Below are 24,093 nucleotides of genomic sequence, written 5' to 3'. Positions count from 1 at the left end.
AGCCGAAGGTGATAGCGAACCTCGCATTCACCTCCCCTGCCGCCACAGGTAGCCGGTAATCGTCGTCAGCACGATCAGCGCTCCCAGAACCTGCCGCCACGAATCGAGGCGTTCACCGAGGAGCAACGCCGCCAGCGCCAGAGTTGCGATCAGGCGCCACGCCATGACACTGCTGACCAGCGGCGCCCCTAACCGCCGCAACGAGACGATCTGCCCCAGGTTCGACCCCAGCAGCACGCCAAACACGAACGCCGCAAAGACCGACCAATCCATCGGTGTAAGTGCGGCGAAGCGCACCCACTCCTCGCCGATCAACAGGCTGATGCCGGTGCTCACGATGGTCAGCGTCACCAACTGCATAAGGAGCACTGCCTCTCCCGGCACAGCATGTTGGACCGTGCGCGGCACCAGGATCATGTAGATCGCCAGGCACAGCGCCGACGCCGTCGCCAGCGTGATGCCGATCCAATCGGAAGGCGTAAGCGCAAGTGTCACGCCTGGGGCGCCAACATCATCGCTCATCATCAACGCCGCACCCAACAGCGAGAGCGTGATAGCGCTCCAGGTCAGCGGCGGCAGTGGTTCACGGAACAACCCGGCGCTCAACAACGCCACAAAGAGCGGTGTCATCAGCGTGATCGGCTGGATGTAGATCGCCAGAGTGAAGCGCGCCGCCAGAAGATTGGTGATGGCGCGCAACACCACGACCAGCGCGAACCCCCAGATGAGCGTCGAGCGCAAAATGCGCTTATCGACGTGACGCCAGACAAATGGCAGATAGACGGCGAGTGCAATCAGATTACCAAGACCAAGCAATGCCATCGACGGCATATCACTGACCGTCTGGAGATAGCGCGCTAACACCGGGTAGGCGCCCCAGCCGGTATGCGCCAGCAGCGCGATGCCCATGCCGCTCCACGAGAATGCAGCGCGTTGCGTCGGAGCGGTCGAGGTCGATGAAGTCTGCATACATGCCCGCTTGAAGAAACGAAACGTCGCAGATCATACCACCGGTTGAGCACAATGCGCAATGCCCACAACTGGACGGGAAGCAGCCATACATTGACAAGCGGTTGAGCCGTCCGAACGGCATGGCGCCAGGGAAAACACGAAATGGCGCCGATCGAGACGAACGGACACGAATCCGGTTCCCTTCCATCACAAACAGATCTGTGGGAGTCCGTTGCACCGGTGTACATCCGTATCCTAGAGCCTGTTATGTCCGTTCGACCATACCGGGAATGAACCGCGCTTCGACCCGCTCAGCGCATCGCTTCAGCATGAGCCGCGCCAAAGCCAGCCCATGCCCTCCCGCCACGGTCTCCGGCAACTGCGCATCATCGCGCGCCGGTCCGCGAACGCGCGCCATCCAGGCGACGCCGCGCGCAACGACCCGGCGGCGCGGCAGCGGCACGACGCCGCGTGTGGCGTCCGCCCGGTGAACGACCTCCCGCCGGATGCTGTGAGCGTGGGCGTCGACCGCCGACGGTTCCCCTGGATCGCCCTGGGCGACGAACGTTATGTCGCCCGACTCGCCCGTGACGGCGTGGAGCGGTTCCGACCACGCGGCGACGCTTCGACCGACGCTTCGACCGGGTCAGCGCACCGCCTGCGCGCGTTCCTGGTCGTTGCCGGGCGTGACGACGCTTCAACCGGCTCAGCGCACCGCGCTTCGACCGGCTCAGCGCACCGCCACGGCCAGCGACTGGACCAGCGGATCAACCGCCACGTGGCCCGTACTGACCGTGCGGCGGTGATGCCCGTCATCGCTGGCGCGCGCGCCGCTGTCCGGGGTCGCTGGCATGGCGCGCGCGTCAACGGTCGCCGCGCGCGGCGCAGGCGCCCGCCCTTCGATGGCGCGCAACTGCGCGCGCCGAGCATGGACGAGCGGCGCAACGCCCCCGGCCTGCCGCCAGCGCTGGGTTGGCGGCGAGACGGTGGGCCACGGCGGCGGATCGTTGGGCCGCATGCGCCAGAGCGCCCCCGTGCGGACGATCCCATCTCGCGCAGCGCGTGGGCGCGCTGCGGGGCGTCTTCGGTCATGCAGGTCAGGGAGGGAGCGACGAAGGCCCGCTCCGCGTCGCTCACCTCGCGTGGATCGGGTGTGCGCGTTGTGCGGAACGCCGACCGCGTATATCTCCGAAGGGCATACCAGGCTCTCGAGCCGCTATGGTCGCGCGCATCCGCTGTTCGTGCGAAGGAGGCTAGGGGCTCCTGGTACAGGACAATCGTGCAGCCGTACCTATCATCACGATTGCACGTGCGTTCATCTTCTCCATCGCTGTCTCCTTCGGCGGTCATTGCCGCCCAACGGCGCGGCGGTTGAGCTGCGCGCAGTGGAGGCGCGCCAGCGCCGACGCAAGCGTCAGCTCTAACCGCCCGCGAGCGAGGGAGCGCAGCGGGTCAGATTGATGCGCAGGTTAGGCACGCCGTTTCATTTCTGCTTCGATGGCAGCCGCAAGCCATCGTCTGCCCGCAGGGGTGATTTCCCATACTCCACGAGGAGAGTCTGATGCAAGCAAACCCTCTCTCACCATTACGTTCCGAGCCCACTGAGCGGTATTGCGCCAACGGATCAGGGTGGAATCCGAGGGCAAGGGCAAACGGTCATAAGCATTCAGCCGGTCCTTCATCACCCTTTCTACCCTGTCGAGAACCTCAGTCATAGGGGCAGAGCCACCCAAATCCACAAGGCATTGCAGTATAGGCGCCCGAAACTCATCCTCTGGCGTTCTAAGACCACGTTTTAATCTTGCATCTACCTTTATGCTTCGTTTTTGAACTTTCGAAGGCATGAGAGCGGCAAAAATGTTAATCCATTCCTTTTGAAGATCAACGACTTTCGTGCGAAATGCTGTCACCTGCGATCCTTTTTCCATCAATTCCCTGGCCACATCGTATTTACCAACTTGGAGAGCCTGAGATCCTTCTCGGTTCAACGCTGCAATAGCATTCTCTATTTCCTCAAGAACTATGTCAAAGGCAATGGCAACTTCGTTTTGATCCATCGGGCTTTCCTCCATAGTTGCAGTAAACTCGCAGTGTGCACCCAACGGCGCATCACCTGCGGCGAGCCAACCTTGAGCATAGCGAAGGGGAGGCGAAGCCGTCAGATGGATGTGCTTGTTAGCCGCCGCTTTATTTTTCAGACAACCAGTTCGACAAGTTTCGCTTCACACGATATAGACGCTCTTGAGAAATTTCGCCAATTGCGCCGAGAAGAATTTCTCCAGCAACAACCGCTAAACGCCCAACTCGAATTACACTCGCAACTTTCAACCCACTCTGCTCAAAATCTTCATCATCTTCTTTGACAATCTCGTCAAACCCCGCAATATACTGGCGTGTCTGCGAAGAAACCATGCAAATCAGCCAGTCATCATATTCCCCTGGAAGTTTTCCCAACAAAAGAGCAGGGCGCAATTTGCCTTTTTCAAGGTCGGTCTGCGGAAACTGAAACAGAACTATTTGCCCTGCTTTTTTCATGCAAACGCCACCTTTATGTCTGACATGCTATACAACTCAGGCTCATCTTCCATCTCTCGCATTGCCGCTGATAATGACAGAAAAGCCCAGTCTTGCTTTTCCTGCTGTTCAGCCTTCGTAAGCAGGTACTGCACAAAATCGAATAACTCTTCCTGAAACGAATAGGGAAGTTTGCGGACATATTGGTAGATTTTCTCATCAAGTGTCATGGCTTTACTCCGTCATCTGCTCAATGCTCCACTACCTACCTTGATTTTACACCAAATAGCAGAAAGATTTTGAGCACGCTCTGCAAGGCGGCGGCTAACAGCGCGGCGGTTGAGCTGCGCGCAGCGGAGGCGCGTTAGCGCCGCCGCGCCGTTATACGGAACGCTTCGCTGCGCTCGCGTTCCGTATAACTTGTGATTATCTCGAGTCCCGGTCTTATCTTGCGTGACTCTCCATTTTGCTATACTGAGCGCCATCCTCGACCGCCGACGTGCTGTCCAAAGCCATTATATTCCATGGCAAGAACCATTGCCAGGGGAGAGCCATCCTGTCAGCAAAGAAACGCGCCGACCGCCGCCGCTCGGACATCCGCCTGCGCGGCTCCTCCATCCGCACCGAGCAGTCCTACCTCCACCGGTACAAGCATGGACACGCCCGCCGCGCTCGGCACAGCACCGACGCCCAGCCCCACCTCAGGCACGATGCGGGAGGGCGCATCCTCGCACACCTGGACGGCGCCCCCTACCTGGCAGCCTGCGTCCTGTACGGCAGCGGCCTGCGCCTCTTGGCAGCCCTGCGCCGACGCAGCCTCCACACCCGCCTCGCGCAGGTGCGCCGTCGCTCCGAGGCCCACCCCGCGCTCCCCGTCTCTATGCTTCCAGCCCTGGCCCACACCTATCCCGCTGCAGTCACATCCTGGGAGCGGCACGACGTGTTCCCCGCTCGTGACCTGTCTGTGGACCCCCGCACGCTCGCAGTCAGTGGCAGCCAACGGGCTATCACCGGCGCCGTCCGTGCCGCTGGCATCACCACACGCGCCACTGCCCACACCCTCCGGGCCGCCTTCGCCCACCAGCGCAACGACGCCGGTTACCGGCTCGATGATCTCCAACAACGCATGGACCACGCCGACATCCGCACCACCCGCCACTCCCTGAAAGGACAGCCACCCGCCGCTTAGCGCCTGCGCGGTCTGCCACCAGCCATGACGCCAGTCCCGTCCCAGCCGGCGCCGTGACCACCACCCCGTGCGAACTTCGCCCCCACGCAGCACAACGTCAAACGCCTGTACGAGGACGACCGGTGCAGCGCACCTACCCCCGAGCGCCTGTTATGTCCGTTCGACCATACCGGGAATGAACCGCGCTTCGACCCGCTCAGCGCATCGCTTCAGCATGAGCCGCGCCAAAGCCAGCCCATGCCCTCCCGCCACGGTCTCCGGCAACTGCGCATCATCGCGCGCCGGTCCGCGAACGCGCGCCATCCAGGCGACGCCGCGCGCAACGACCCGGCGGCGCGGCAGCGGCACGACGCCGCGTGTGGCGTCCGCCCGGTGAACGACCTCCCGCCGGATGCTGTGAGCGTGGGCGTCGACCGCCGACGGTTCCCCTGGATCGCCCTGGGCGACGAACGTTATGTCGCCCGACTCGCCCGTGACGGCGTGGAGCGGTTCCGACCACGCGGCGACGCTTCGACCGACGCTTCGACCGGGTCAGCGCACCGCCTGCGCGCGTTCCTGGTCGTTGCCGGGCGTGACGACGCTTCAACCGGCTCAGCGCACCGCGCTTCGACCGGCTCAGCGCACCGCCACGGCCAGCGACTGGACCAGCGGATCAACCGCCACGTGGCCCGTACTGACCGTGCGGCGGTGATGCCCGTCATCGCTGGCGCGCGCGCCGCTGTCCGGGGTCGCTGGCATGGCGCGCGCGTCAACGGTCGCCGCGCGCGGCGCAGGCGCCCGCCCTTCGATGGCGCGCAACTGCGCGCGCCGAGCATGGACGAGCGGCGCAACGCCCCCGGCCTGCCGCCAGCGCTGGGTTGGCGGCGAGACGGTGGGCCACGGCGGCGGATCGTTGGGCCGCATGCGCCAGAGCGCCCCCGTGCGGACGATCCCATCTCGCGCAGCGCGTGGGCGCGCTGCGGGGCGTCTTCGGTCATGCAGGTCAGGGAGGGAGCGACGAAGGCCCGCTCCGCGTCGCTCACCTCGCGTGGATCGGGTGTGCGCGTCGTGCGGAACGCCGACCGCGTGTATCTCCGAAGGGCATGCCAGGCTCCAGGCACACCATGCTTACACCCGCTCGCGCGCCCGAACTCTCTGGTATACTGAAGTCATGACGACAACAACCGCCAGACCGACTCCTGCTGCCGACGCGCCTGCTGACGATCCGTTCCGCTACGGCTGGCGCTTCGTGCCGCGTCCCACTCCTGACGATCCCCGTCACCTCGAACAGGTTCCACTCACGCTGGAAGACGTGCTGCACCCCGAAGTGGGAGACTTCATCGTGCATAGCGATCGCCACGAAACCGACCGGATGTATCTCACCGAAGTGCTCCGCGCGCGCCTGGAGTCCTCCGGTGCGGCGATTGTCCTGAGCGATGTGCGCATCGCCTGGGACATCCCCGATCTGCGCCCGCACGGACCGGATGTGATGGTCATTCCCGGCATTCGCGAACGCCAGAACTGGAGCACGTTCGAGGTGGCGGTCGAGGGTGCGCGTCCGGCGCTGATCATCGAGATCACCTCGCCGGAGACGCGCGAGAACGACCTGGAACGCAAAGTGGCGCACTATGCCCGGGCAGGAGTGGCGCAGTATGTAATCGTCGACGATATGGGTCGCGGCAGAACACGGCGGTTGCGCCTGCTCGACTATCGGTTGGAGCATGGTCACTATGTGGCGCACCCAGCGGATGCCAACGGGAGAGTGTACCTTGCGATGGCCAACCTGTGGCTAGGCATCGAAGGCGACCACGTCGTCTGCTACGATGAGCATGGAATAGCGTTTGGCAACTACGCAACGGTCGTGCAGCAGGCGGCAGAGGATCGGGCGCGGGCGCGCGCCGAAGCCGAAGCGCGCGAAGCCGAAGCGCGGGCGCGTGCCGAAGCCGAAACGCGGGCGCGCGCCGAAGCCGAAGCGCGCGAAGCCGAAGCGCGGGCGCGTGCCGAAGCCGAAACGCGGGCGCGCGCCGAAGCCGAAGCGCGCGAAGCCGAAGCGCGGGCGCGTGCCGAAGCCGAAGCGCGGGCGCGCGCCGAAGCCGAAACGCGGGCGCGCGCCGAAGCCGAAGCGCGCAAAGCCGAAGCGCGGGCGCGCGCCGAAGCCGAAATGCGCGAAGCCGAAGCGCGGGCGCGCGCCGAAGCCGAAGCGCGGGCGCGCGCCGAAGCCGAAGCGCGCGAAGCCGAAGCGCGGGCGCGTGCCGAAGCCGAAACGCGGGCGCGCGCCGAAGCCGAAGCGCGCGAAGCCGAAGCGCGGGCGCGCGCCGAAGCCGAAGCGCGATTACATGCGCTGGAGGAAGAACTACGCCGTTTACGCGGCGGGGGATAGGTGCGATACGACTCTCTGTTGTCTCGCCCTGCGGTGGTCGTGAAGCGTATCGTGTGCATATGTTTTGTTGCCGAGAGCGAGACGCAGAGCGCCTGATTAATTCCCCGTCTGGAATTGCCAGGTGAACGAGAACGGTTGCCCCTTATAACTGCCGGTGACCGTCACCTCAATCGTCGCATTCGGTGGGAATGCCTGGTTTGGGATGATAGCAACACCCTTATGGTTGACCGGCAGATCGGTCGTTGTCGTATGCCCCAGCACGGTTCCCGGCAGAGCGCGCAGACTCGTTCCGGTCACGACCGGCTTCTGATCGAAATAGGGCCACTGCAATGTGATGGGGTATCGCGTTGCCGGCACACCCTGCTGTCCCGGCGCGGGATAGCGCACGGGCCAGCCAGCATACGCAGCATCGTCGTCAAAGCGAGCGCGCGAGAGCACGTCGAGACCGGCGGCGCTGCGCTGACCATTGCTATAGAATCCGAACCCGAATGTCGGCGTTGTTGGGTAGAGGAGCCAGAGCCGGTGCCCAACCGACTCCATCCATCCATCGATCGCGTCGCGCTGGCGCCAGGCGCCCCCCCATCCCATCCACGCATTCCCCTTCTGCGCACAGATCTGTCCGGCAGGCGACGCATACGGCAGCGACGGGTTCTGATTGTGGGTCAAGTCGTTATTCTCCGCCATGTAGCGCGCGTGCTCAAAGCAATTATTGTTCAGCGTCACATCGGCGGATACGAGCGGCACGCCTGCGCGCGCGCGGTACCCGTTGACCCGTCCCAACCAATCATCGGGGAGCGGCGGCAGCGGGCGCGCAATCAGCGGTAAAAACACCGTTACTGCCGATTGCACGGCTTCGGTTGGCGTGGCATTGGTTCCGGCTCCCGCATTCGTGGCAGCATCTACCGGTGGTGTGTCAGGTTGAGGCGGATCGCCCAGGGCAGACGTTCCCCGACCGGGTTGATTGCCGGGTTGCGCGAATACGGCGCTATCGGCGCCCCTCGCAAGCGGCGCGCGGGCAAAAGATGACAGCAACAGGATGAACCCGGTAAGCAAGATGATCGTAATAGCGTGCAGGCATCGAATCATGGCGTATCTCCGGTGTGCTCATCTCGTCTCGTCATACATGTGCAGCGCCTCTCTCTACCACCTTTCTGTGATCAGCGCATGCCGCAGAACAAGAACTACTGCTTGCGTGTCGGTGGCAAGACAGGTTGCCCCAAAGCCTCCCTCGCCCGGTTTCTGCCGATCCGGAGCGACCGGCAAGCGCATCTCGGGTTGCATCCGGTGACACTGCACGGGCAGCCTCATCCGTCCATAAAAGCGCCGAAACGCCGTCTATGACACGTAGAATTATAACAGTATCAGTATCTGGTTACAACCATATGGCAGCGCATAAGAGACGTGCGACGCGCGATGTGCTACAATGAAGCATATCGCGCGTCGCCAGATCTCCGCTCTATGACCGGCAGGCAGGGAAGAGGAGGAGCGCCATGACGCAGACGGTGATCAACCCTCCACGAGTTGAAGCAACCTCAAATGTGGAGCGGTCCGATCTGACAGGTGCGCCCTTGTACGTGATTGTGGACGCCTTCAAGCGGCGCGGACAATCCCTGCTGCGTGTGCCCGGCTATGAACGCACCGGCGCGGCATATCGACCAATAGCGCCGACTGAACGCCGAAGCGCGAGTGCGCGCGCTGGAAGAAGAACTACGCCGTTTACGCGGCACGGGGTGATGTGAACGCAAACCTGTGAATCAAGGGACCATATGCCAATGACACACAGCGACACGCCGGAGTATCGCTTCTACCTGGCGGGTGAATGGCGCACCGGCGCGCCTTACACAGTCGCCTGCCCCTACGATGGCGCACCGGTCGCCGTCGTTCATCGCGCAACGTTAGACGACCTGGAACAAGCGATTCAGGCTGCGGTCGCGGCGTTCCGAACAACGCGCAGCACGCCGCTGCACCGCCGTGCTGCCGCACTGCGCGCCATTGCCGCCAGCATCGAGACGCGCGCCGAGGAACTGGCGCGCACAATTGCGCTAGAAGCAGGAAAACCCATCAAGCAGGCGCGGATCGAGGTCGCGCGAAGCATTGTGACGTTCTCGACCGCTGCGGACGAAGCGACGCGCTCGAATGATGAAGCGCTGCGTCTCGATGCTGCTCCCGGCGGCGAAGGGCGACACGCAATCGTGCGCCGTTTTCCGGTGGGACCGGTCGCCGCCATTACGCCGTTCAATTTCCCGCTCAATCTGGTGGCACACAAGGTCGCCCCGGCAATCGCCGCCGGTTGTTCCGTCGTGCTCAAACCTGCCTCGCAGACGCCGGTTACGGCGCTCAAACTGGCTGAGATGATTGCATCGTCTGGATGGATCCCTGAGGCGTTGAGCGTCCTACCTCTCGCAAGCCGCGACGCTGCACCGCTGATCGAGGATGAACGCTTCGGGCTGCTGACCTTCACCGGTTCGCCTGCGGTCGGGTGGGAGATGAAACGGCGCGCCGGGCGCAAACGGGTGACCCTGGAACTCGGCGGCAACGCAGGCGTGATTATCCACTCCGACGCCGATCTTGCGTTCGCAGCAGAGCGGTGTGTGGTCGGCGGGTTTTCCTACGCCGGGCAGAGTTGCATCAGCGTTCAGCGCATCTTTGTGCATGCTCCGGTGTACGACGCATTCATGAACCTGTTTGTGCCGCAGGTGCGCGCATTGAAGGTTGGGCATCCGCTTGATGAGACGAGCGATCTGAGTTCGCTGATCAACCCGGCGGAGGCAGAGCGCGTGGCTGCCTGGCTCGACGAGGCGCGCGGCGCCGGCGCAGAGTTCCTGACCGGCGGCGTGGTGCAGAGCGGCGTTGTCGCGCCGACAATTGTGGCGCGCGCGGCGCCAGAACTGCGGGTGAATTGCCAGGAAATCTTCGCGCCGGTCGTGACGGTGCAACCTTACGAGACGTTCGAGGCAGCACTGGAGGCGGTCAACAACAGCGATTTCGGATTGCAGGCAGGTGTGTTTACCCGCGATGTCGGGCGTATTTTCCAGGCGTTCGATACATTAGAGGTCGGCGGCGTCATTATCAATGATGTTCCGACCTGGCGCCTCGATCCCATGCCGTATGGCGGCGTCAAGCAATCCGGCTTCGGGCGCGAGGGGCTGCGCTATGCGATTGAAGAGATGACCGAACGCAAGTTGCTCGTGATGAGGGGTTAGGGGGGTAAGGGTTCCGATTTAACTCCTGACCCATACCCGCCACTCATTGGCAAGTTCGTTGAGCGAGGCGCCGTAGATTCCCTGGTAGTCCGCCGAGCCGGGTTCACGCCCGCGCCCGCTCACGTACAGCGCATGCATCTTCTCCATCCCATCACGCTCGATCAGGAAATCAACGAATGATGCCCACAACTCGTAGGCGATATTGTCGCCGTAGCGTTGGGCGTTCAACAGACGCAGCGGCACGCCGGAGTCGCCAATCTGGCGCGCCCGTTCTTTCCAGCGTGCCACACCATACTTTGCCAGCCATGGCGGACCGGTGATCCAGGTTGCCAGCCCTTCCAGCAGTATGATGTCAGCGCGTTTTTGCGCGTCGTCACCGTATCGCTGCGCCTGGAGGTGATGCGCCAGTTCGTGCGACGCCACCACCAGTGCGCGCTCAATGTCCTCATTCGGGCGATAGTACACCTCGGCGCGCCCTTCTTCGGTGTACGCAATGCCGCGCGTGTCTTTCGACGGCGCCAGCGAAGGACGATAGAATGCAATCGAGACTCGTTGCTGCAATTGAAAGCCAAACCGTTCCTCGTTGCCGCGCAGGAGTTCTTCCAACCGCGGGGCAATCGCTGCGATCTGCTCCGGCGTGAACGTGCGCAGTCCGACATACACATCCAGGCGTCCAGTCTGCGCAATGCGCGTTCCCCGCATTGGCGGACCATCGCCGGCAATGAAGGGCAGCGGCGCAACCACTTCGGCTGAAGGCGGCGTTTGCTCGGCGATGCCGATCTCAGGAAGTGCCACTGTTCGGCGTGTCGCTACCGGGAATCGGATCCGCTCTGGTGGCGCTTTTACAGGCGGAGGCATCGCCCGCTCGACACGAAACACCGGTTGGAGAGCACTATTCGGTTCGACAAAACGCTCGTCCGAAGGCAGGGGAGTTATGGCGGCAAGAGTGACGACAGCGAAAACAAGCGCCACGATGCGAGTAATCAAACGCGACATGGCGATCCTCTTCCAGGACGGCAAGCCGGGTCGCCCTGGAGTACGCGCAATCTGTGCGCTGTACCCTGGTGAGCAGTTGGTGTTCTGCGCCCTTTCAGGTACCACATGGTTGATTTTTTGTCAAACGTCGTCCTTCTTTTTGATCGATTGCGTTTGTCGTTGTCGTCTGCTACGATGATCACATCCGGCATGGCGCCAGCATGAACCGCCGACCATCCGCCGTTGCGCCCGATGGACAACAGAGGATTGATTGATGCACAACAGTGACCTTTCTCCCATCCATCAACGTCCACGTATCTGGACTGACATTCGCCTGTTGCCGGAAGCAGCAGCGTTGCTGGAAGCGCACGCTGAGGTTGCGGCAGGTGGCGATCCTGCAACTTTACCCGGCAGCGCAGCAGCAATCATCAGCGCGATGATCAACGCCGATGGCGCATGGATGGACCGGGCCGGACCCACACTGATGGCCATTGCTCGCCCTGGCATCGGTGTGGACAACATCGACCTTGCAGCCGCAACCGAACGCGGCATTCTAGTAATCAACACCCCCGACGGTCCAACCGAGAGCACGGCGGAGCATGCCGTCGCACTGGTACTGGCGCTGGCAAAGCAGGTCGTTGCTGCCGACCATCGTTTCCGCACCGCAGGATGGAGCGCCGCGCGATTGCGTGGCGTCGAGGTGCGCGGCAAAACGCTGGGAGTCGTCGGTCTGGGGCGCATTGGGCGGCGCGTGGCGCAGATCTGCCGCCAGGGTCTGGGGATGCGCGTGGCGGCATACGACCCGCTCGCGCCTGCTGAAGCGTTTGCAGCGCTGGATGTTGTGCATGTAGAAACGCTCGACAATCTTCTGCCGCAATCAGAGTTTCTGACGCTGCATTGTGCGCTCACCCCGTCAACGCGCGGTCTGATCGGCGCGCGTGAACTGGCGCTACTGCCAAAGGGCGCATTTCTGATCAACGTCAGTCGTGGTGCGGTCATCGATCAGGCGGCGCTGATCGACGCGCTCACCACCGGACACCTGGCAGGCGCCGGTCTTGATGTCTTCGACCCGGAGCCGCTTCCCAATGACCACCCACTCCTACAATTTCCACACGTTATCCTCACGCCGCACATCGCATCGTTTACGGACGATGGCGTGCGGGTGATGCACCATGGCGCAGTAGCGCAAATCGTTCGTCTCCTGCGCGGCGAACATCCGCCGCACATTGTCAATCCCGAAGCCCTGCCCGGGCGTAGAGCGAAGATGAACCATGGAACGCAACCCGATGCCCTTCCAACTGATCGCCCTTGATCTCGATGGCACGGTCATCGACCATGATCTGACCATTCATCCCGACGTGCGCGAAACAATTGCCGCCGTGCAGGCGCGCGGTATTGACGTAACGCTGGCGACCGGGCGCATGTTTGGCGCAGCACTGCCGTTTGCGCGCGAACTCGATATTCGCGCGCCGATTATCTGTTACCAGGGGGCGCTGGTGCGTCACCCGCTGACCGGCGATACGCTCTACCATGCGGCAATGCCTGCCGAACTGGCAGCGGCGGCAGTGCGCGAACTCCTCGATGCCGACATGTGTGTGGTTGCCTATATCGATGATATTCACCATATCACGGCGTATCGACCGGAACTCGAACGCTACCTTGCCTTCCATCCCGAAGGGACAGAGATGGTCGTTACTCCCGATCTGGATCGTCTGGTTGAACGTGTGCCACCCACCAAATTGCTGTTCGTCGCCGAGCCGCCGGTGGTCGAGCGTGAACTGATGCGCCTGACCGCCAGATTCGGCGGCGCACTGGCAGTCGTTCGTTCGCACGCCATCTTTGGCGAACTGACAGCACCGCACGTCAGCAAGGGAAATGCACTATCCGCCCTGGCGCAGTCGCTGGGAGCGCCGCGTGAAGCAGTCCTGGCCATTGGCGATCAGGAGAACGACATCTCGATGATTACCTGGGCAGGGCTTGGGCTGGCGATGGGGAATGCGACACCGGCAGTGCGCGCACGAGCGCATGCCGTGCTGCCGCCGGTCAGCGAGGCTGGCGTTGCCCACGCGCTGCGACGCTACGTCTTGAATTGCGCGTCCTGACTCTATCCGCTATAATGTCGGGCGTTTTCGTTCAATGAGAAAGGCTGGCATCGCCATGCGACGCCAGCCTGAGCGATCGGTCTCAGCACATTCAGCGCGCTCGATACATCGTGCGCAGGCATTGGGTGCACACCTTGATCTGCACTTTCTCGCCATCGACCATGATCGTCGTCTTCTGCACATTCGGCTTGAAGGTGCGATTGGTCTTCGGCGCGCGCCGCGCCCAGCCGCCCGACGCTTTATGCCGGATGTTGCGCCCAAAACTGACGCTCTTGTTGCATACCATACACTTTGCCATATCAGCCTGCTCCCCCGGACCTGCCGGGAATCCCACAACGTCTTTGACACACTAAGGGGAGACTATACCACATTCTGATGCACCATGCAACTGGAGAGACTATGAACACCGTGAACAACCACACCGCCATCGGCAAACCCGCAGGTCGCGTTCTGATCGCGCCGCGCGCCATCGCGTCCATTGCCGCTGCCGCAGCGCTGCAAACCGATGGCGTCGCCGGACTGACCGATCCACAGGGTCCGCCGTTTGTTCTTCCGCCGGGCGAAGCGCGCCGCGGCGTTGACGTGCATGTGCATCAGAACGATCTCGCCGTCGATGTCCACCTGATCGTCCAGACCGGCAGATCCATCGCCGATGTGGCGCGCGCCGCACAATCTGCCGTGCGCGCCGCGCTGTCGTTTACGCTCGACCTTCCTGAACCGACGGTCAATATTCGTGTGCAAGGGGTGGGAGGTCGATGATGACGGGCGCGTGGAATGGCGAGCATCTGCTGGAAGCGTTACGCGCGGCGTCGCGCGATCTGGAGCGTCACGCCGCCTCGCTCAATGCATTGAATGTGTTCCCTGTTCCCGACGGCGATACCGGGACGAACATGGCGCTGACATTGAGCAGCGCATTGCGCGACATTACGCCGCATCCTTCGTGCGGCACAGTGGCGGAGCAGGTTGGCTACTGGGCGACGATGCGCGGGCGCGGCAACTCAGGCATCATTCTGTCGCAAATCCTGCGTGGTGTTGCCGCGGCGCTTGCCGGACATCACCTGATGAGCGGGCGCGAAATGGCGGTGGCCCTGACGCATGGCAGCACGCGCGCCTACGAAGCCGTGTTGCGTCCGGTCGAAGGAACGATGTTGACGGTCATCCGCTGCGCCGGTGAGGCGGCGCAGCGCGCCATCGCCGCAGGTGAAGCATCGTTGAGCGCCGTGCTCGAGGCAGCCGTGCGCGAAGCGCGCGCCGCCGTGGCGCGCACGCCGCAGTTGCTGGCGACCCTGCGCGACGCAGGCGTGGTCGATGCGGGCGGGCAGGGTTTGCTGGTCCTGCTCGAAGCGCTGCTGCGCTATGCCCGCGGCGAAGCCAGTGATTCGCATGCCCCAACCGTGACACCCACCGCAACCGTTGATGATCATGCCGAGAGCGCAGGGTACTGCACCAGTTTTGTCATCCATCACGCAACCGCACCACCGGAAACGCTCCGACGAGTCTTTGCGGCGCTCGGCGAATCGCTGGTGATCGCCGGAGATCGCGCGCTAGTCAAAATACATCTTCACACTCCACGACCGGGCGACGCGCTCAATCAGGCGTTAGCGTATGGCATTCTCGATCAGATCGAAGTCGTGAACATGGATCTGCAACGCATGGCGCACCATTCGGGTGCGGCGCTTTCCGACACTCAACCGGATACACCGGCGAACCCTGCGCCGGGAATCATTGCACTGGCGCCAGGCGCCGGATACGCAGCCATCCTGCGCGACCTGCGCGCCGATCTGGTGTGGGAGACGAATACGCCGCCGACCATCGACGAGTGGCGCGCAGCCTTTGAGCGCCTGCCGCAGCAGGAGATCATTGTGCTGCCCAATGATCCGCAGGCGGCGGAAACTGCGCAGGCAACCGCACCGTTGTTCGCCAGGCGCATTGCTATCGTGCCGGCAACCTCGCCGCCACAGGGCATTGCCGCGCTGCTGGCGCTGAACTTCCAGGCAGACGTCGATCAGAACATTCGGGCAATGACAGCAGCAGCAGAACGGGTGCGGGTTATCACCTTCGATGGACAGCGTCGCAACGAGATGGAGACGCCTGCAGAAGCGGTGCAAGATGCGTATAATGTGTGCCATACACTTCAGCAGATGGGCGCGAACGCTGCCGAGGTCGTCACGCTCTACTATGGACAGGCTGTTGACCAGACGCATGCGGAGCGACTGGCGCAGGAGATTCGGGTTGCTTTCCCGATGCTGCACGTCGAAGTTCATGCTGGCGGTCAACCGGGCAGTGGCGTCGCCATTGCCCTCGAATAACCGGCGCTGCTGATGGAGAAGGTGAAACGAGAAACGTATGGCAAGCATCAAAATTGTCACGGATAGTTCCAGCGACATTCCTTTGAGTGTGGCGCACGAATTAGGGATCGAGATCGTCCCGCTCCAGATTGTCGTCGGCAATCAGAGTTACCGCGCCGGTCTCGACATTACTGCGGAGCAGTTTTACCAGGCAATGCAGGAGAATCGTGCGCAGATCGCGGCGCAACCGCCGCCAATGATGACCTTCGAGCAACTCTACCGTCGCCTGACGCTGGAGTATGAATACATTTTTTCGATTCATCTCTCCAACCGTATCGTGCCGAATTATCGCGTGGCGCAACAGGCGCGCAATCGCCTGCCGGCGTCATCCAGTCGGGTGGAAATCATCGACAGTAAGTTGATCTCGATGGCGCTCGGCATGATTGTGATCCACGCGGCGCGTGCGGTGCGCGATGGTGCAACGCCCGATGAAGTGACACACTTGATCAATCTGCTGATCCAGCACTGCCATCTGGTCTTCTTTGTCGATACCATCGAATATCTCGAACACAGCGGTCGGCTTGCGCTGGCAACGACGGTGCTCGGTTCGATGCAGCGCATCAAGCCGCTGCTCCTGATCGATGACGGCGAAATCGTCCCCTATGAGCGCACCCGCACCCGCGCCAAAGCCATCGAAGGGTTGTATACCTTCATCGAAGATTTTCCGCGCGTTCGTGAGGTGACGGCGCTGTACGCAACGACGCCGGAAGATGTCGAGAAGTTGCTGGAAAAGGTCGATCCGATCTTTCCTCGTGATCGGGTGCAGATTGCACAGTTCGGTCCGAGTGTCGGCGCGTTCCTCGGACCCGGCGCCATGGGAGTGGCGGTGTTCGAAGGGATCGATTGATTGATGCCATCAGTCAAGATCGTTGTTGACTCAACTGCGGATATTCCTGCCGATGTCCGCGCTGCGTATCATATCCATGTCGTTCCGGTGCTGTTACACCGCCGGGGCGCAACGTTGCGCGACGACATCGACATCAGCCGCGATGAGTACTATCGCTGGATCGCGGAACATGACGACCTTCCAACCACGTCCGCGCCGTCGGTTGGAATGTTCGAGGAGGTGTTTCGGGAATTGACCCGTGATGGCAGCGCGGTGCTGTCGCTCAGCGTCGCCGCCGGCTTGAGCGCCACCTACGGCGCTGCCGTCCAGGCAGCGCGCCTGGTTGCCGATGCCCGCATTGTCTGTGTGGACAGCCACTCGATTGCGATGCCCATTGCCTACCTGGCGCTCGCCGCCGCGCGCCGCCTGTCGCAGGGGGCAACACTCGATGAGGCAGTTGCATTGGTGGAACGTCTGCGCGATCGGACGGTCGCGTATGTGGCGCTCCAGACATTGCGCTACCTGGAACGCGGCGGGCGTATCAGTCGCACGCGCGCGTTGTTGGGTACATTGCTCGATGTGAAGCCAATCCTGGAAGTGCGCGACTCGCAGGTGCTGCCGGTTGAACGGGTGCGCACCTGGCGAAGGGTTCCGGCGCGCTTGCTGGAACTGGCGCAGTCGCGCGGCGTGTATCAGGAATTGAGCGTTGTCTACACGACCGACCGCGCCGATGCCGAATCGCTGGCGGATGCCTGCGCCAATGCGGGATTACTCGTTCGTGATCGTATTCGCACCGTGCAGATTGGTGCGGTGCTTGGTACGCATATGGGACCCGGAGCGCTCGGCATCACCGGTCTGCTGGCTTCATAAGACGATCCTATGGACGGCAAAGACCAGATCATTCGCCTGGGCAAACTGCTGGCGGAGGAACAACGTCGCGGCTGTGATGATCGCGCCGTGAATGGCGGTCTGGAGCGCTTTCTGACCGCCTGGAGGATGGACGCCGGCATGGCGTTGCGCTACGAAGCCGTGCAACAGGCGCTCGAATTGCTCGCCGGATACGCTGTGCTCGATCAAGCGACTCGCCGCGCGCGCGTCGGCATTGCGCTCGAAAGTCTGCGCTCGCTGTTCCGCGCCCAACCGAACCCGCAGCCTGCACCGGTTGCGTCGTCAGCGATGCCGACGCGCGCGCCAACCCGGCGCGCCTCCCGCCCTGATGCTCCGGCGCGTCCACTGACTCCGGACTCGCCGCTCGACGACGTGCCGGGCATCACACGCCAGATGGTGCAGTCGTTCCGGCGCCTCGGCGTTCGTACCGTGCGCGATCTGCTCTACCACTTCCCCCATCGCTACGATGATTTCACCTCACGCAAAACAATCGCCGAATTGCAACCAGGCGCCGTCGAGACGGTCATCGCCGAAGTGCTCGATGCGCGCACACTGCCAATGAAAAGCGGAGGTTCACGGCTCGATGTGCTGGTCGGTGACGAAACCGGCACGCTTAAGGTGGTCTTTTTTCGGCAACCCTGGCTGGCGCAGCGCTTTCTGGTCGGCACGAAGGTCGTGTTGAGCGGGAAGATCGGAGTCTACGATGGCTTGCGCCAGATGGCGTCGCCCGAATGGCAACCCTTCACCGATGACGACCTGATCCACGTCGGGCGTCTGGTGCCGGTGCATCCCCTGACCCGCGGGCTGGTCGAGCGCAGTGCGCGCGCGCTGATCAAACAGGTAGTGGATCGTTGCGCGCCGATGCTGGAAGATCATCTGCCCCCCGCAGTGCGCGAACGCACGGGGTTGATGCCGCTGCCGCAGGCGATTGCTCAGATCCACTTCCCTGACAGCCGCGATATGCTTGAACAAGCGCGCCGGCGCCTTGGCTTCGACGAGTTTTTGTTCATTCAACTTGGCGTGCTGCAACGCAAGATGATCTGGCAGGCGCAGCGCGGTTATGCTATCACCCGCCGCGACGATGTGCACGAAGCATTTCTCAGACGGTTGCCGTTTGAACTGACCGGCGCTCAGGTGCGCGCCATCGAGGAAATCTTCGCCGATATGGCGCGCCCTGTGCCGATGGCGCGGCTTCTCCAGGGCGATGTCGGCAGCGGTAAAACGGTCGTTGCGGCGGCAGCGGCGCTTCAGGCGATAGCATCCGGCTATCAGGCGGCGCTCATGGCGCCGACCGAAATCCTGGCAGAACAGCATTATCGCGGCTTGCGCGCGCTCCTCGGCAACGTACCGGTTCCGCGTGATCAACGCCAGGTTTCAGCAGAAGACGATCTCGACCCCGAACAACGTGAGCGCCTGGAAGAGATCAAACGTATTCTCGGCATGAGCGGCGATGATGACCTCGACGGGCGCGGCGTGCGGGTAGCGCTGCTCACCGGCAGCCTCGGCGCGAAAGAGCGGCGTCGCGTGCTCGAAGGGATCGCGCGCGGCGACATCGATCTGATCGTCGGCACCCACGCGCTGATTACCGAAAGTGTGCAGTACGCTGCGCTTGGTCTCGCAATCGTCGATGAACAGCATCGCTTCGGCGTCGAACAACGGCAACGCCTGAAAGATAAAGGATACAACCCGCATATGCTGGTGATGACGGCGACCCCGATCCCGCGCACGCTGACGCTGACGATCTACGGAGACCTGGATGTGTCGGTGCTCGACGAGTTGCCGCCGGGGCGCCAGGAGATCAAGACGCGCTGGATTACGACGGTCGAGCGCGACAAAGCCTATCGCCATATCCGGCGCGAAGTCGCCAAGGGGCGGCAGGCATTCGTCATCTGCCCACTGGTCGAAGAGAGCGAAAAGGTCGATCTCCCTTCCGCCGAAGAAATGCACGCTACGCTGTCACGTGATGTCTTTCCCGATCTGCGGGTGGCGCTGATCCACGGCAAAATGCTGCCGCGCGAGAAGGACGCCGTTATGATCGCCTTCCGCAATCACGAATACGATATTCTGGTCGCCACTGCCGTCATCGAGGTCGGCATCGATGTTCCCAACGCAACGACGATCCTGATCGAAGGAGCGGAGCGGTTCGGTCTGGCGCAGTTGCATCAGTTTCGTGGGCGAGTCGGGCGCGGGGTGCATCAGAGTTATTGCATCCTCGTCTGTGACAAAGAGCAGAATGAAGTGACGCGCCAGCGCATGGAGGCAATGGAGACGATCAGCGATGGCTTCCGCCTGGCGGAGATTGATCTGCACCTGCGCGGACCCGGCGAGTTCTTCGGCACCCGGCAGAGTGGCACCCCCGACCTCAAAGTGGCGCAGTTGACCGATGTGCGCCTGCTCCAGACGGCATACCGCGAGGCGCAGAAGATTCTGGCGGACGACCCACAACTCGAACGACCTGACCACGCTCTGTTGCGCGCAAAGATGGACGCCTTCTGGGTCGAGACCTTGCAGGCGGGCTAGGCGGAGGCTGGCAATTGAGATTTGGTTGAAACTGGTGTAATATGGACGATGGAAAGTATTGCTCTGTTCAGCCGGCAGTGAATAGGCGGCGCCACGTTCTTCTCCGCTCTGCAAGGCGTCCTGATGAGTGCAACGACCGACATTCCGGGCATGGATCGCCCAATTGAAGAGTATGTCGAACGCTGGCGACATCGCCACGCGACCGAACGTGAGCGGCATCGACGATGGGCGCAACAGGCGCGGCACGACGCGGAGCGTATTGCGATGATGTTGCGTCAGGAGTCTGGCGCGACCCGCGTCATCCTGTTTGGCTCGCCGATCACCGGTCGCTTCGCTGCCGACTTCGACATCAATCTGGCGGTGGACGGACTCGCACCTGCCGACTATTTTGCTGCGCCAGCAAAAGCCGGAAAACTGACCGAAGCTATGCACGTGATCTCACTAGAACGGCTACGCGGTGTAGCAACCGATATTTCCGCAGAACTCGAGCAATTACGGCGGGGGGCGGAAGATATTGCGTTCGCGCGCAATCCGGGGCACGCCAGGCTGTTCTACGAAAACCTCGCGTTCAAGTTGCACAACTTCTACACCGGTTGTAAGCGCATGGTTCAAACCGTCGCCTCAGAACTCAACGGCGCTCCTCCGGGCGGGGTTCGACCGGCATCGGCGCTTGCACGAACGCATGGGAGCAGCCTGGGGCGACCGTCCTGCCGTGCTTTCTGGCAACAGTGTTGAAGGTCTGCGTGAATTTCTGGCATTTCGCTACGTTGTGAAGAATCTCTACGGTCGCGAACTCGACGCAGAAACGGATCGAACGCCTGAACACCTGTTACCCGGTGGTCTGCGACCTGAGCATCGCTGATCCGCACCATTCGTCTGTCGGTTTCCATCACCATCCTGCATCGTTGTCTGCGCTTGTGGGTGAATATCGTATGCTGGGGTGCGTTGGGTTATAAAGAATCACAGGAGGAAATGATGCCGCGAGTGATCGTGTTCGATGTGAACGAGACGTTGCTGGACATGCGCGCGCTCGATCCGCTTTTCACGCGGATTTTCGGGGTAGTGAGCGCGCGCCAGGCATGGTTCAACCAGGCGCTTCAGTCGGCGTTTGTGACCACCATTACCGGCGAATATGTGAACTTCACGAGAATCTGGGCAACGGCGCTGGAGATGACTGCTGCGCGCTATGGAACGCCGCTTTCGGCGGACGATTGCGCCGCCGTTCTCGATGGAATGCGTGCCTTGACGCCCCATGCCGATGTTCCCGCCGCCCTTGAACGCCTGCGCGCCGCCGGTTTGCGACTGGCGGCGTTGACGAACTCCACTGAGGAAGTGGCGATAGCACAGTTGACGAATGCCGGCATCGCACATTTTTTCGAGAATATTTTCTCTGCCGACATCGTGCGGCGTCTGAAGCCGGCGCCGGAACCCTATGAATACGCTGCAACCCGCCTCCACGTTCCGATTGGACGCATCCGCATGGTTGCTGCGCATGCCTGGGACATTGCCGGAGCATTGCATGCCGGTTGCGCTGCTGCCTTCGTTGCACGCCCAGGCATGGTGCTCGATCCACTCGTGCCACGCCCCGATGTGATTGGCACCGACATGGCGGAAGTGGTCGATCACATCCTTGCGATTGATTGTTCGGGATGAGGGGTCAAGGATTCGATTGCCTGTCGCTTCCCTCCCTGCGCATACGTGTCGTTTTTCTGTCAAGCCGGAATCGTGCACCGCTCCGCCCGCCCTTACCGTCGGGCTGAATGCACGAAGGGCGCTGCCGCGCCCTGGGAAGCCTCACGCCAGCGGGGCTTCGCGCCCCAGCGCGGACGTCCGCCCGTCCGCTGCGTTCGATCCCCGCCCGTCGCTTGACCATCCGGCGGAACGAACCCGCAGCGCCGCTCACCCCGCTTCAGAGCGCGCACAACCAGACCATTGCCGGGATCGTGTAGAATACCAATTCCCTGTGAACATCCGGAATTGTCACCCCGAGCAGCGCGAGGGGTCGTGCGCAACCCGCTCAGATTCCTCGCTGAGTTTACCCTGAGCGAAGCGAAGGGCTCGGAATGACAAGTATGCGGCATCTTCAATATTGGCAGAATAGCGTCGCTGCTCGTCTTTCATTCAGGGAGAACGTTATGACTACCAGACCACCTGCACGCATCTCCATCGATGAAGAGCGCGTCATTGGTCGCATTTCGCCGCTCCTGTTCGGCGGATTCATCGAACATATGGGGCGCTGCGTCTATCAGGGCGTGTTCGATCCCGGATCGCCGCTGGCTGATGACCAGGGGTTCCGCACTGATGTGCTGGCAGCGCTGCGCGAACTGAACCTGCGGATCATTCGCTACCCTGGCGGCAATTTTCTGTCTGGCTATCACTGGCGTGATGGTGTGGGACCGGTCGCACAGCGTCCGCGTCGCCGCGAACTGGCGTGGCAGTCGATTGAAACGAACCGCTTCGGCACACACGAGTTCATTGCGTTGTGTCGTATGCTTGGCGCTGAACCAATGCTCGGCGTCAACCTGGGGACCGGTACGATCGAAGAGGCTGGCGCATATGTCGAGTACTGCAACGCTCCAACCGGCACAATCGAAGCCGATCGGCGAGTTGCGAACGGCGCACCGGAGCCGTTTGGCGTGCGCTACTGGTGTCTTGGCAATGAGATGGACGGACCCTGGCAGATCGGTCATATGGACGCGCACGCTTACGCTGTCAAAGCCCGCGAAGCCGCAAAACTGATGAAGTGGCACGATCCGTCGATCCGCCTGACGCTCTGCGGTTCATCGAGCAGCGGTATGCCGACCTATCCCGAATGGGACCGAATTGCGCTCGAAGTGTGCTGGGAGTATGTCGATTATCTGTCGCTCCACTTCTACGCGGGCAACCGCGATGACGATACTGACAGTTATCTGGCGCTGGCGCGCCAGTTCGAGGAGCATCTCGACGCTCTCGCCGGGACATTGCGCTATGTGAAGGCAAAGATGCGATCACGTCATAGTGTCTATCTGAGCTGGGATGAGTGGAATGTGTGGTACAAAGACCAGACAACGCAAGGGGGATGGCGCGAAGCGCCACACCTGATCGAGGAGGTGTACAACCTGGAAGACGCACTGGTCGTAGCGCAGTGGCTGAATGTGTTCCTGCGCCGCTGCGATGTGCTGAAGATCGCCTGCCTGGCGCAACTGGTCAATGTTATCGCGCCCATTCTGACCCGTTCTGATGGGTTGATCCGTCAGTCGATCTTCTATCCGTTCGCGCTTTTCAGCCGGTATGCAACCGGCGACTCGCTCGACCTGCTCGTCCGGTCGCCGCTATATGCCACTCGCGCCTTCGGCGATCAGCCCCTGATCGACGCAGCAGCCAGCTACGATGCTGAACATGGCAAGGGCGCCATTTTTGTGGTTCATCGCGGACAACATGCGCCGCTAACGGTGAATCTGGAGTGGCAGGGGCGTTCGCCACGCCAGATCACGGAGATCTATCAGGTTGCCGGTGATGATCCAAAAGCCGTCAATTCCTTCGAGCGACCCGATGTTATTGGCGTGCGCGCCCTGCCCGGCGCTCCGATCACCGACAGGCGGTTCAGCCTGAATCTCCCTCCACTCTCATTGACGGTAGCGCTGGTCGAATGGCCGACCTGACACTTCAGACGATGCCGAACACTCATGACCATCACCAATGGTCATCGGGCGCGATAAGCGGGGCGCTAGCCGCCCTGCTGTTTGCTCGCCTGGGTCCGGTGATCGCGTTTCATGGAGCAACCTGACGTCAAACCGTCGGGTTGCGCGAACGAGGGGCGCGCGGGCGCCTGTGTATGTATCAATCCCAGCCCCGCCGGTGCGGGGCTTTGTACGCTCAGCGCGGGTATGTTATGTCCGCGCTGAGCAACCGGCAAGAAACCCCGTTGATGATGACGGTTCTAGCGCGGACATCCACGGCGTATTGGGCGCTGGCAGCGCCGATAAACGCCCGCATGTCGCGCTGCAACGACGCCTGATGGGAGCATTCTGGGAACATCCTCCCCCTAACGCCCTCTCTGGATAGTGAACCGTCCGACTTATGATGGACGCGCGCATTGACAGGACACGATGCCCATCGCGCGCCGCTCGCCGACGCCCCCTCGCAGACCGGTTGCCGCTCACCATTATCGAGAGGTCTCGTCATGATCTGCGCCTGCGCGCGCCCTGCTTCCTGCGCGCCGGTCGGCAGGCTGGGGTG

At 62.1% G+C, this 24,093-nt stretch carries 26 protein-coding genes; 15 read left to right on the top strand and 11 right to left on the bottom strand.

Annotated features, from left to right (window positions below):
- Positions 1-27: 27 nt before the first annotated feature.
- The 6 genes from RCAS_RS03195 to RCAS_RS03175 form a co-directional block, all read right to left on the bottom strand.
- The gene (locus RCAS_RS03195; protein WP_041330159.1) at positions 28-969 is read right to left on the bottom strand and encodes a DMT family transporter; all 942 of its coding nucleotides are present in this window, start codon (positions 967-969) and stop codon (positions 28-30) included.
- A gap of 247 nt (positions 970-1,216) precedes the next feature.
- Positions 1,217-1,414 carry a hypothetical protein gene (locus tag RCAS_RS25820; RefSeq protein ID WP_049768782.1) on the bottom strand — a complete coding sequence of 66 codons (198 nt, stop codon included), beginning with the start codon at positions 1,412-1,414 and terminating at the stop codon, positions 1,217-1,219.
- A 267-nt stretch (positions 1,415-1,681) separates the two neighbouring features.
- Positions 1,682-1,969, bottom strand: a complete 288-nt coding sequence (locus RCAS_RS25815; RefSeq protein ID WP_049768781.1) for a hypothetical protein — start codon at positions 1,967-1,969, stop codon at positions 1,682-1,684.
- Positions 1,970-2,420: 451 nt separating this feature from the next.
- Positions 2,421-3,008, bottom strand: a complete 588-nt coding sequence (locus RCAS_RS03185; protein ID WP_157042527.1) for a winged helix-turn-helix domain-containing protein — start codon at positions 3,006-3,008, stop codon at positions 2,421-2,423.
- Between the two features lie 130 nt (positions 3,009-3,138).
- Complete coding sequence (locus RCAS_RS03180) at positions 3,139-3,486, bottom strand: type II toxin-antitoxin system PemK/MazF family toxin (RefSeq protein ID WP_012119175.1); 348 nt, start codon at positions 3,484-3,486, stop codon at positions 3,139-3,141.
- Positions 3,483-3,695: a DUF2281 domain-containing protein gene (locus RCAS_RS03175; protein WP_041330158.1), complete on the bottom strand. Its 213-nt coding sequence runs from the start codon at positions 3,693-3,695 to the stop codon at positions 3,483-3,485. Before RCAS_RS03175 ends, RCAS_RS03180 begins: the two co-directional genes overlap by 4 nt.
- Before the next feature lie 269 nt (positions 3,696-3,964).
- Between RCAS_RS03175 and RCAS_RS23660 the strand changes: the two genes are divergently transcribed.
- Entirely contained in the window at positions 3,965-4,654 is a 690-nt protein-coding gene (locus RCAS_RS23660) for a tyrosine-type recombinase/integrase (RefSeq protein ID WP_012119174.1), read from the top strand.
- A 150-nt stretch (positions 4,655-4,804) separates the two neighbouring features.
- Here the strand turns inward: RCAS_RS23660 and RCAS_RS25810 are convergent, their stop codons facing one another.
- Positions 4,805-5,002: a hypothetical protein gene (locus RCAS_RS25810; RefSeq protein ID WP_049768782.1), complete on the bottom strand. Its 198-nt coding sequence runs from the start codon at positions 5,000-5,002 to the stop codon at positions 4,805-4,807.
- Between the two features lie 267 nt (positions 5,003-5,269).
- On the bottom strand, positions 5,270-5,557 hold the full coding sequence (locus tag RCAS_RS25805; protein WP_049768781.1) for a hypothetical protein: 288 nt from the start codon (positions 5,555-5,557) through the stop codon (positions 5,270-5,272).
- Between the two features lie 247 nt (positions 5,558-5,804).
- Here RCAS_RS25805 and RCAS_RS03160 point away from each other — a divergent pair, with 247 nt between their 5' ends.
- Positions 5,805-7,013: a Uma2 family endonuclease gene (locus tag RCAS_RS03160; protein WP_012119173.1), complete on the top strand. Its 1,209-nt coding sequence runs from the start codon at positions 5,805-5,807 to the stop codon at positions 7,011-7,013.
- Between the two features lie 96 nt (positions 7,014-7,109).
- On the opposite strand, the gene RCAS_RS03155 is transcribed toward RCAS_RS03160, so the two are convergent.
- On the bottom strand, positions 7,110-8,099 hold the full coding sequence (locus RCAS_RS03155) for a CAP domain-containing protein (RefSeq protein WP_012119172.1): 990 nt from the start codon (positions 8,097-8,099) through the stop codon (positions 7,110-7,112).
- 404 nt (positions 8,100-8,503) lie between these two features.
- On the opposite strand from RCAS_RS03155, the gene RCAS_RS03150 reads away from it, so the two are divergent.
- Both RCAS_RS03150 and RCAS_RS03145 read left to right on the top strand, forming a co-directional pair.
- Positions 8,504-8,752 carry a hypothetical protein gene (locus RCAS_RS03150; RefSeq protein WP_041330156.1) on the top strand — a complete coding sequence of 83 codons (249 nt, stop codon included), beginning with the start codon at positions 8,504-8,506 and terminating at the stop codon, positions 8,750-8,752.
- A 27-nt stretch (positions 8,753-8,779) separates the two neighbouring features.
- Positions 8,780-10,216: an aldehyde dehydrogenase family protein gene (locus RCAS_RS03145; RefSeq protein ID WP_012119171.1), complete on the top strand. Its 1,437-nt coding sequence runs from the start codon at positions 8,780-8,782 to the stop codon at positions 10,214-10,216.
- A gap of 18 nt (positions 10,217-10,234) precedes the next feature.
- Here the strand turns inward: RCAS_RS03145 and RCAS_RS03140 are convergent, their stop codons facing one another.
- Positions 10,235-11,212: a hypothetical protein gene (locus tag RCAS_RS03140; RefSeq protein WP_012119170.1), complete on the bottom strand. Its 978-nt coding sequence runs from the start codon at positions 11,210-11,212 to the stop codon at positions 10,235-10,237.
- A 253-nt stretch (positions 11,213-11,465) separates the two neighbouring features.
- Between RCAS_RS03140 and RCAS_RS03135 the strand changes: the two genes are divergently transcribed.
- Positions 11,466-12,503 carry a hydroxyacid dehydrogenase gene (locus RCAS_RS03135; RefSeq protein ID WP_012119168.1) on the top strand — a complete coding sequence of 346 codons (1,038 nt, stop codon included), beginning with the start codon at positions 11,466-11,468 and terminating at the stop codon, positions 12,501-12,503.
- The gene (locus RCAS_RS03130; RefSeq protein ID WP_012119167.1) at positions 12,478-13,293 is read left to right on the top strand and encodes a Cof-type HAD-IIB family hydrolase; all 816 of its coding nucleotides are present in this window, start codon (positions 12,478-12,480) and stop codon (positions 13,291-13,293) included. The genes RCAS_RS03135 and RCAS_RS03130 overlap by 26 nt, the downstream gene beginning before the upstream one ends.
- Positions 13,294-13,384: 91 nt before the next feature.
- Here RCAS_RS03130 and RCAS_RS03125 read toward each other — a convergent pair whose 3' ends face one another.
- A complete protein-coding gene (locus RCAS_RS03125) occupies positions 13,385-13,591 on the bottom strand; it encodes a large ribosomal subunit protein bL28 (protein ID WP_012119166.1) in 207 nt (68 codons plus the stop codon).
- Between the two features lie 101 nt (positions 13,592-13,692).
- Here RCAS_RS03125 and RCAS_RS03120 point away from each other — a divergent pair, with 101 nt between their 5' ends.
- The 9 genes from RCAS_RS03120 to RCAS_RS03080 all read left to right on the top strand — a co-directional run bounded on the left by RCAS_RS03120 (position 13,693) and on the right by RCAS_RS03080 (position 23,516).
- The gene (locus RCAS_RS03120) at positions 13,693-14,052 is read left to right on the top strand and encodes an Asp23/Gls24 family envelope stress response protein (RefSeq protein ID WP_012119165.1); all 360 of its coding nucleotides are present in this window, start codon (positions 13,693-13,695) and stop codon (positions 14,050-14,052) included.
- Positions 14,049-15,602 (top strand): DAK2 domain-containing protein, encoded by a 1,554-nt coding sequence (locus RCAS_RS03115; protein ID WP_232280151.1) that lies wholly within the window; start codon positions 14,049-14,051, stop codon positions 15,600-15,602. The genes RCAS_RS03120 and RCAS_RS03115 overlap by 4 nt, the downstream gene beginning before the upstream one ends.
- 37 nt (positions 15,603-15,639) lie before the next feature.
- Positions 15,640-16,488 carry a DegV family protein gene (locus tag RCAS_RS03110; protein WP_012119163.1) on the top strand — a complete coding sequence of 283 codons (849 nt, stop codon included), beginning with the start codon at positions 15,640-15,642 and terminating at the stop codon, positions 16,486-16,488.
- Between the two features lie 3 nt (positions 16,489-16,491).
- Positions 16,492-17,337 (top strand): DegV family protein, encoded by an 846-nt coding sequence (locus RCAS_RS03105; protein ID WP_012119162.1) that lies wholly within the window; start codon positions 16,492-16,494, stop codon positions 17,335-17,337.
- A 9-nt stretch (positions 17,338-17,346) separates the two neighbouring features.
- The gene (gene recG, locus RCAS_RS03100; protein ID WP_012119161.1) at positions 17,347-19,875 is read left to right on the top strand and encodes an ATP-dependent DNA helicase RecG; all 2,529 of its coding nucleotides are present in this window, start codon (positions 17,347-17,349) and stop codon (positions 19,873-19,875) included.
- A gap of 123 nt (positions 19,876-19,998) precedes the next feature.
- Positions 19,999-20,610 (top strand): hypothetical protein, encoded by a 612-nt coding sequence (locus RCAS_RS24460; RefSeq protein WP_012119160.1) that lies wholly within the window; start codon positions 19,999-20,001, stop codon positions 20,608-20,610.
- Positions 20,558-20,737 (top strand): ribonuclease toxin HepT-like protein, encoded by a 180-nt coding sequence (locus RCAS_RS26400; protein ID WP_408638378.1) that lies wholly within the window; start codon positions 20,558-20,560, stop codon positions 20,735-20,737. Before RCAS_RS24460 ends, RCAS_RS26400 begins: the two co-directional genes overlap by 53 nt.
- 110 nt (positions 20,738-20,847) lie before the next feature.
- The gene (locus tag RCAS_RS03085; protein ID WP_232280150.1) at positions 20,848-21,528 is read left to right on the top strand and encodes a haloacid dehalogenase type II; all 681 of its coding nucleotides are present in this window, start codon (positions 20,848-20,850) and stop codon (positions 21,526-21,528) included.
- A 482-nt stretch (positions 21,529-22,010) separates the two neighbouring features.
- Complete coding sequence (locus RCAS_RS03080) at positions 22,011-23,516, top strand: alpha-N-arabinofuranosidase (protein ID WP_012119158.1); 1,506 nt, start codon at positions 22,011-22,013, stop codon at positions 23,514-23,516.
- The last annotated feature ends 577 nt before the right edge of the window (positions 23,517-24,093 follow it).

The sequence above is a fragment of the Roseiflexus castenholzii DSM 13941 genome (assembly GCF_000017805.1).
GTDB classification, from domain to species: Bacteria; Chloroflexota; Chloroflexia; order Chloroflexales; family Roseiflexaceae; genus Roseiflexus; species Roseiflexus castenholzii.
Note: the sequence above shows the minus strand (reverse complement) of the source record. Positions and strands in the feature narration are given on the sequence as shown.

Coding starts and splice junctions, on each gene's coding strand:
- RCAS_RS03160 (WP_012119173.1), top strand. CDS start 5,805: ATGACGACAACAACCGCCAGACCGACTCCTGCTGCCGACGCGCCTGCT.
- RCAS_RS03145 (WP_012119171.1), top strand. CDS start 8,780: ATGCCAATGACACACAGCGACACGCCGGAGTATCGCTTCTACCTGGCG.
- RCAS_RS03130 (WP_012119167.1), top strand. CDS start 12,478: ATGCCCTTCCAACTGATCGCCCTTGATCTCGATGGCACGGTCATCGAC.
- RCAS_RS03080 (WP_012119158.1), top strand. CDS start 22,011: ATGACTACCAGACCACCTGCACGCATCTCCATCGATGAAGAGCGCGTC.
- RCAS_RS03195 (WP_041330159.1), bottom strand. CDS start 969: ATGCAGACTTCATCGACCTCGACCGCTCCGACGCAACGCGCTGCATTC.
- RCAS_RS03110 (WP_012119163.1), top strand. CDS start 15,640: ATGGCAAGCATCAAAATTGTCACGGATAGTTCCAGCGACATTCCTTTG.
- RCAS_RS25815 (WP_049768781.1), bottom strand. CDS start 1,969: ATGCGGCCCAACGATCCGCCGCCGTGGCCCACCGTCTCGCCGCCAACC.
- RCAS_RS03105 (WP_012119162.1), top strand. CDS start 16,492: ATGCCATCAGTCAAGATCGTTGTTGACTCAACTGCGGATATTCCTGCC.
- RCAS_RS03135 (WP_012119168.1), top strand. CDS start 11,466: ATGCACAACAGTGACCTTTCTCCCATCCATCAACGTCCACGTATCTGG.
- RCAS_RS03150 (WP_041330156.1), top strand. CDS start 8,504: ATGACGCAGACGGTGATCAACCCTCCACGAGTTGAAGCAACCTCAAAT.
- RCAS_RS03115 (WP_232280151.1), top strand. CDS start 14,049: ATGATGACGGGCGCGTGGAATGGCGAGCATCTGCTGGAAGCGTTACGC.
- RCAS_RS26400 (WP_408638378.1), top strand. CDS start 20,558: ATGGGAGCAGCCTGGGGCGACCGTCCTGCCGTGCTTTCTGGCAACAGT.
- recG (WP_012119161.1), top strand. CDS start 17,347: ATGGACGGCAAAGACCAGATCATTCGCCTGGGCAAACTGCTGGCGGAG.
- RCAS_RS24460 (WP_012119160.1), top strand. CDS start 19,999: ATGAGTGCAACGACCGACATTCCGGGCATGGATCGCCCAATTGAAGAG.
- RCAS_RS03120 (WP_012119165.1), top strand. CDS start 13,693: ATGAACACCGTGAACAACCACACCGCCATCGGCAAACCCGCAGGTCGC.
- RCAS_RS25805 (WP_049768781.1), bottom strand. CDS start 5,557: ATGCGGCCCAACGATCCGCCGCCGTGGCCCACCGTCTCGCCGCCAACC.
- RCAS_RS03125 (WP_012119166.1), bottom strand. CDS start 13,591: ATGGCAAAGTGTATGGTATGCAACAAGAGCGTCAGTTTTGGGCGCAAC.
- RCAS_RS03180 (WP_012119175.1), bottom strand. CDS start 3,486: ATGAAAAAAGCAGGGCAAATAGTTCTGTTTCAGTTTCCGCAGACCGAC.
- RCAS_RS03085 (WP_232280150.1), top strand. CDS start 20,848: ATGATGCCGCGAGTGATCGTGTTCGATGTGAACGAGACGTTGCTGGAC.
- RCAS_RS03155 (WP_012119172.1), bottom strand. CDS start 8,099: ATGATTCGATGCCTGCACGCTATTACGATCATCTTGCTTACCGGGTTC.
- RCAS_RS03175 (WP_041330158.1), bottom strand. CDS start 3,695: ATGACACTTGATGAGAAAATCTACCAATATGTCCGCAAACTTCCCTAT.
- RCAS_RS03140 (WP_012119170.1), bottom strand. CDS start 11,212: ATGTCGCGTTTGATTACTCGCATCGTGGCGCTTGTTTTCGCTGTCGTC.
- RCAS_RS03185 (WP_157042527.1), bottom strand. CDS start 3,008: ATGGATCAAAACGAAGTTGCCATTGCCTTTGACATAGTTCTTGAGGAA.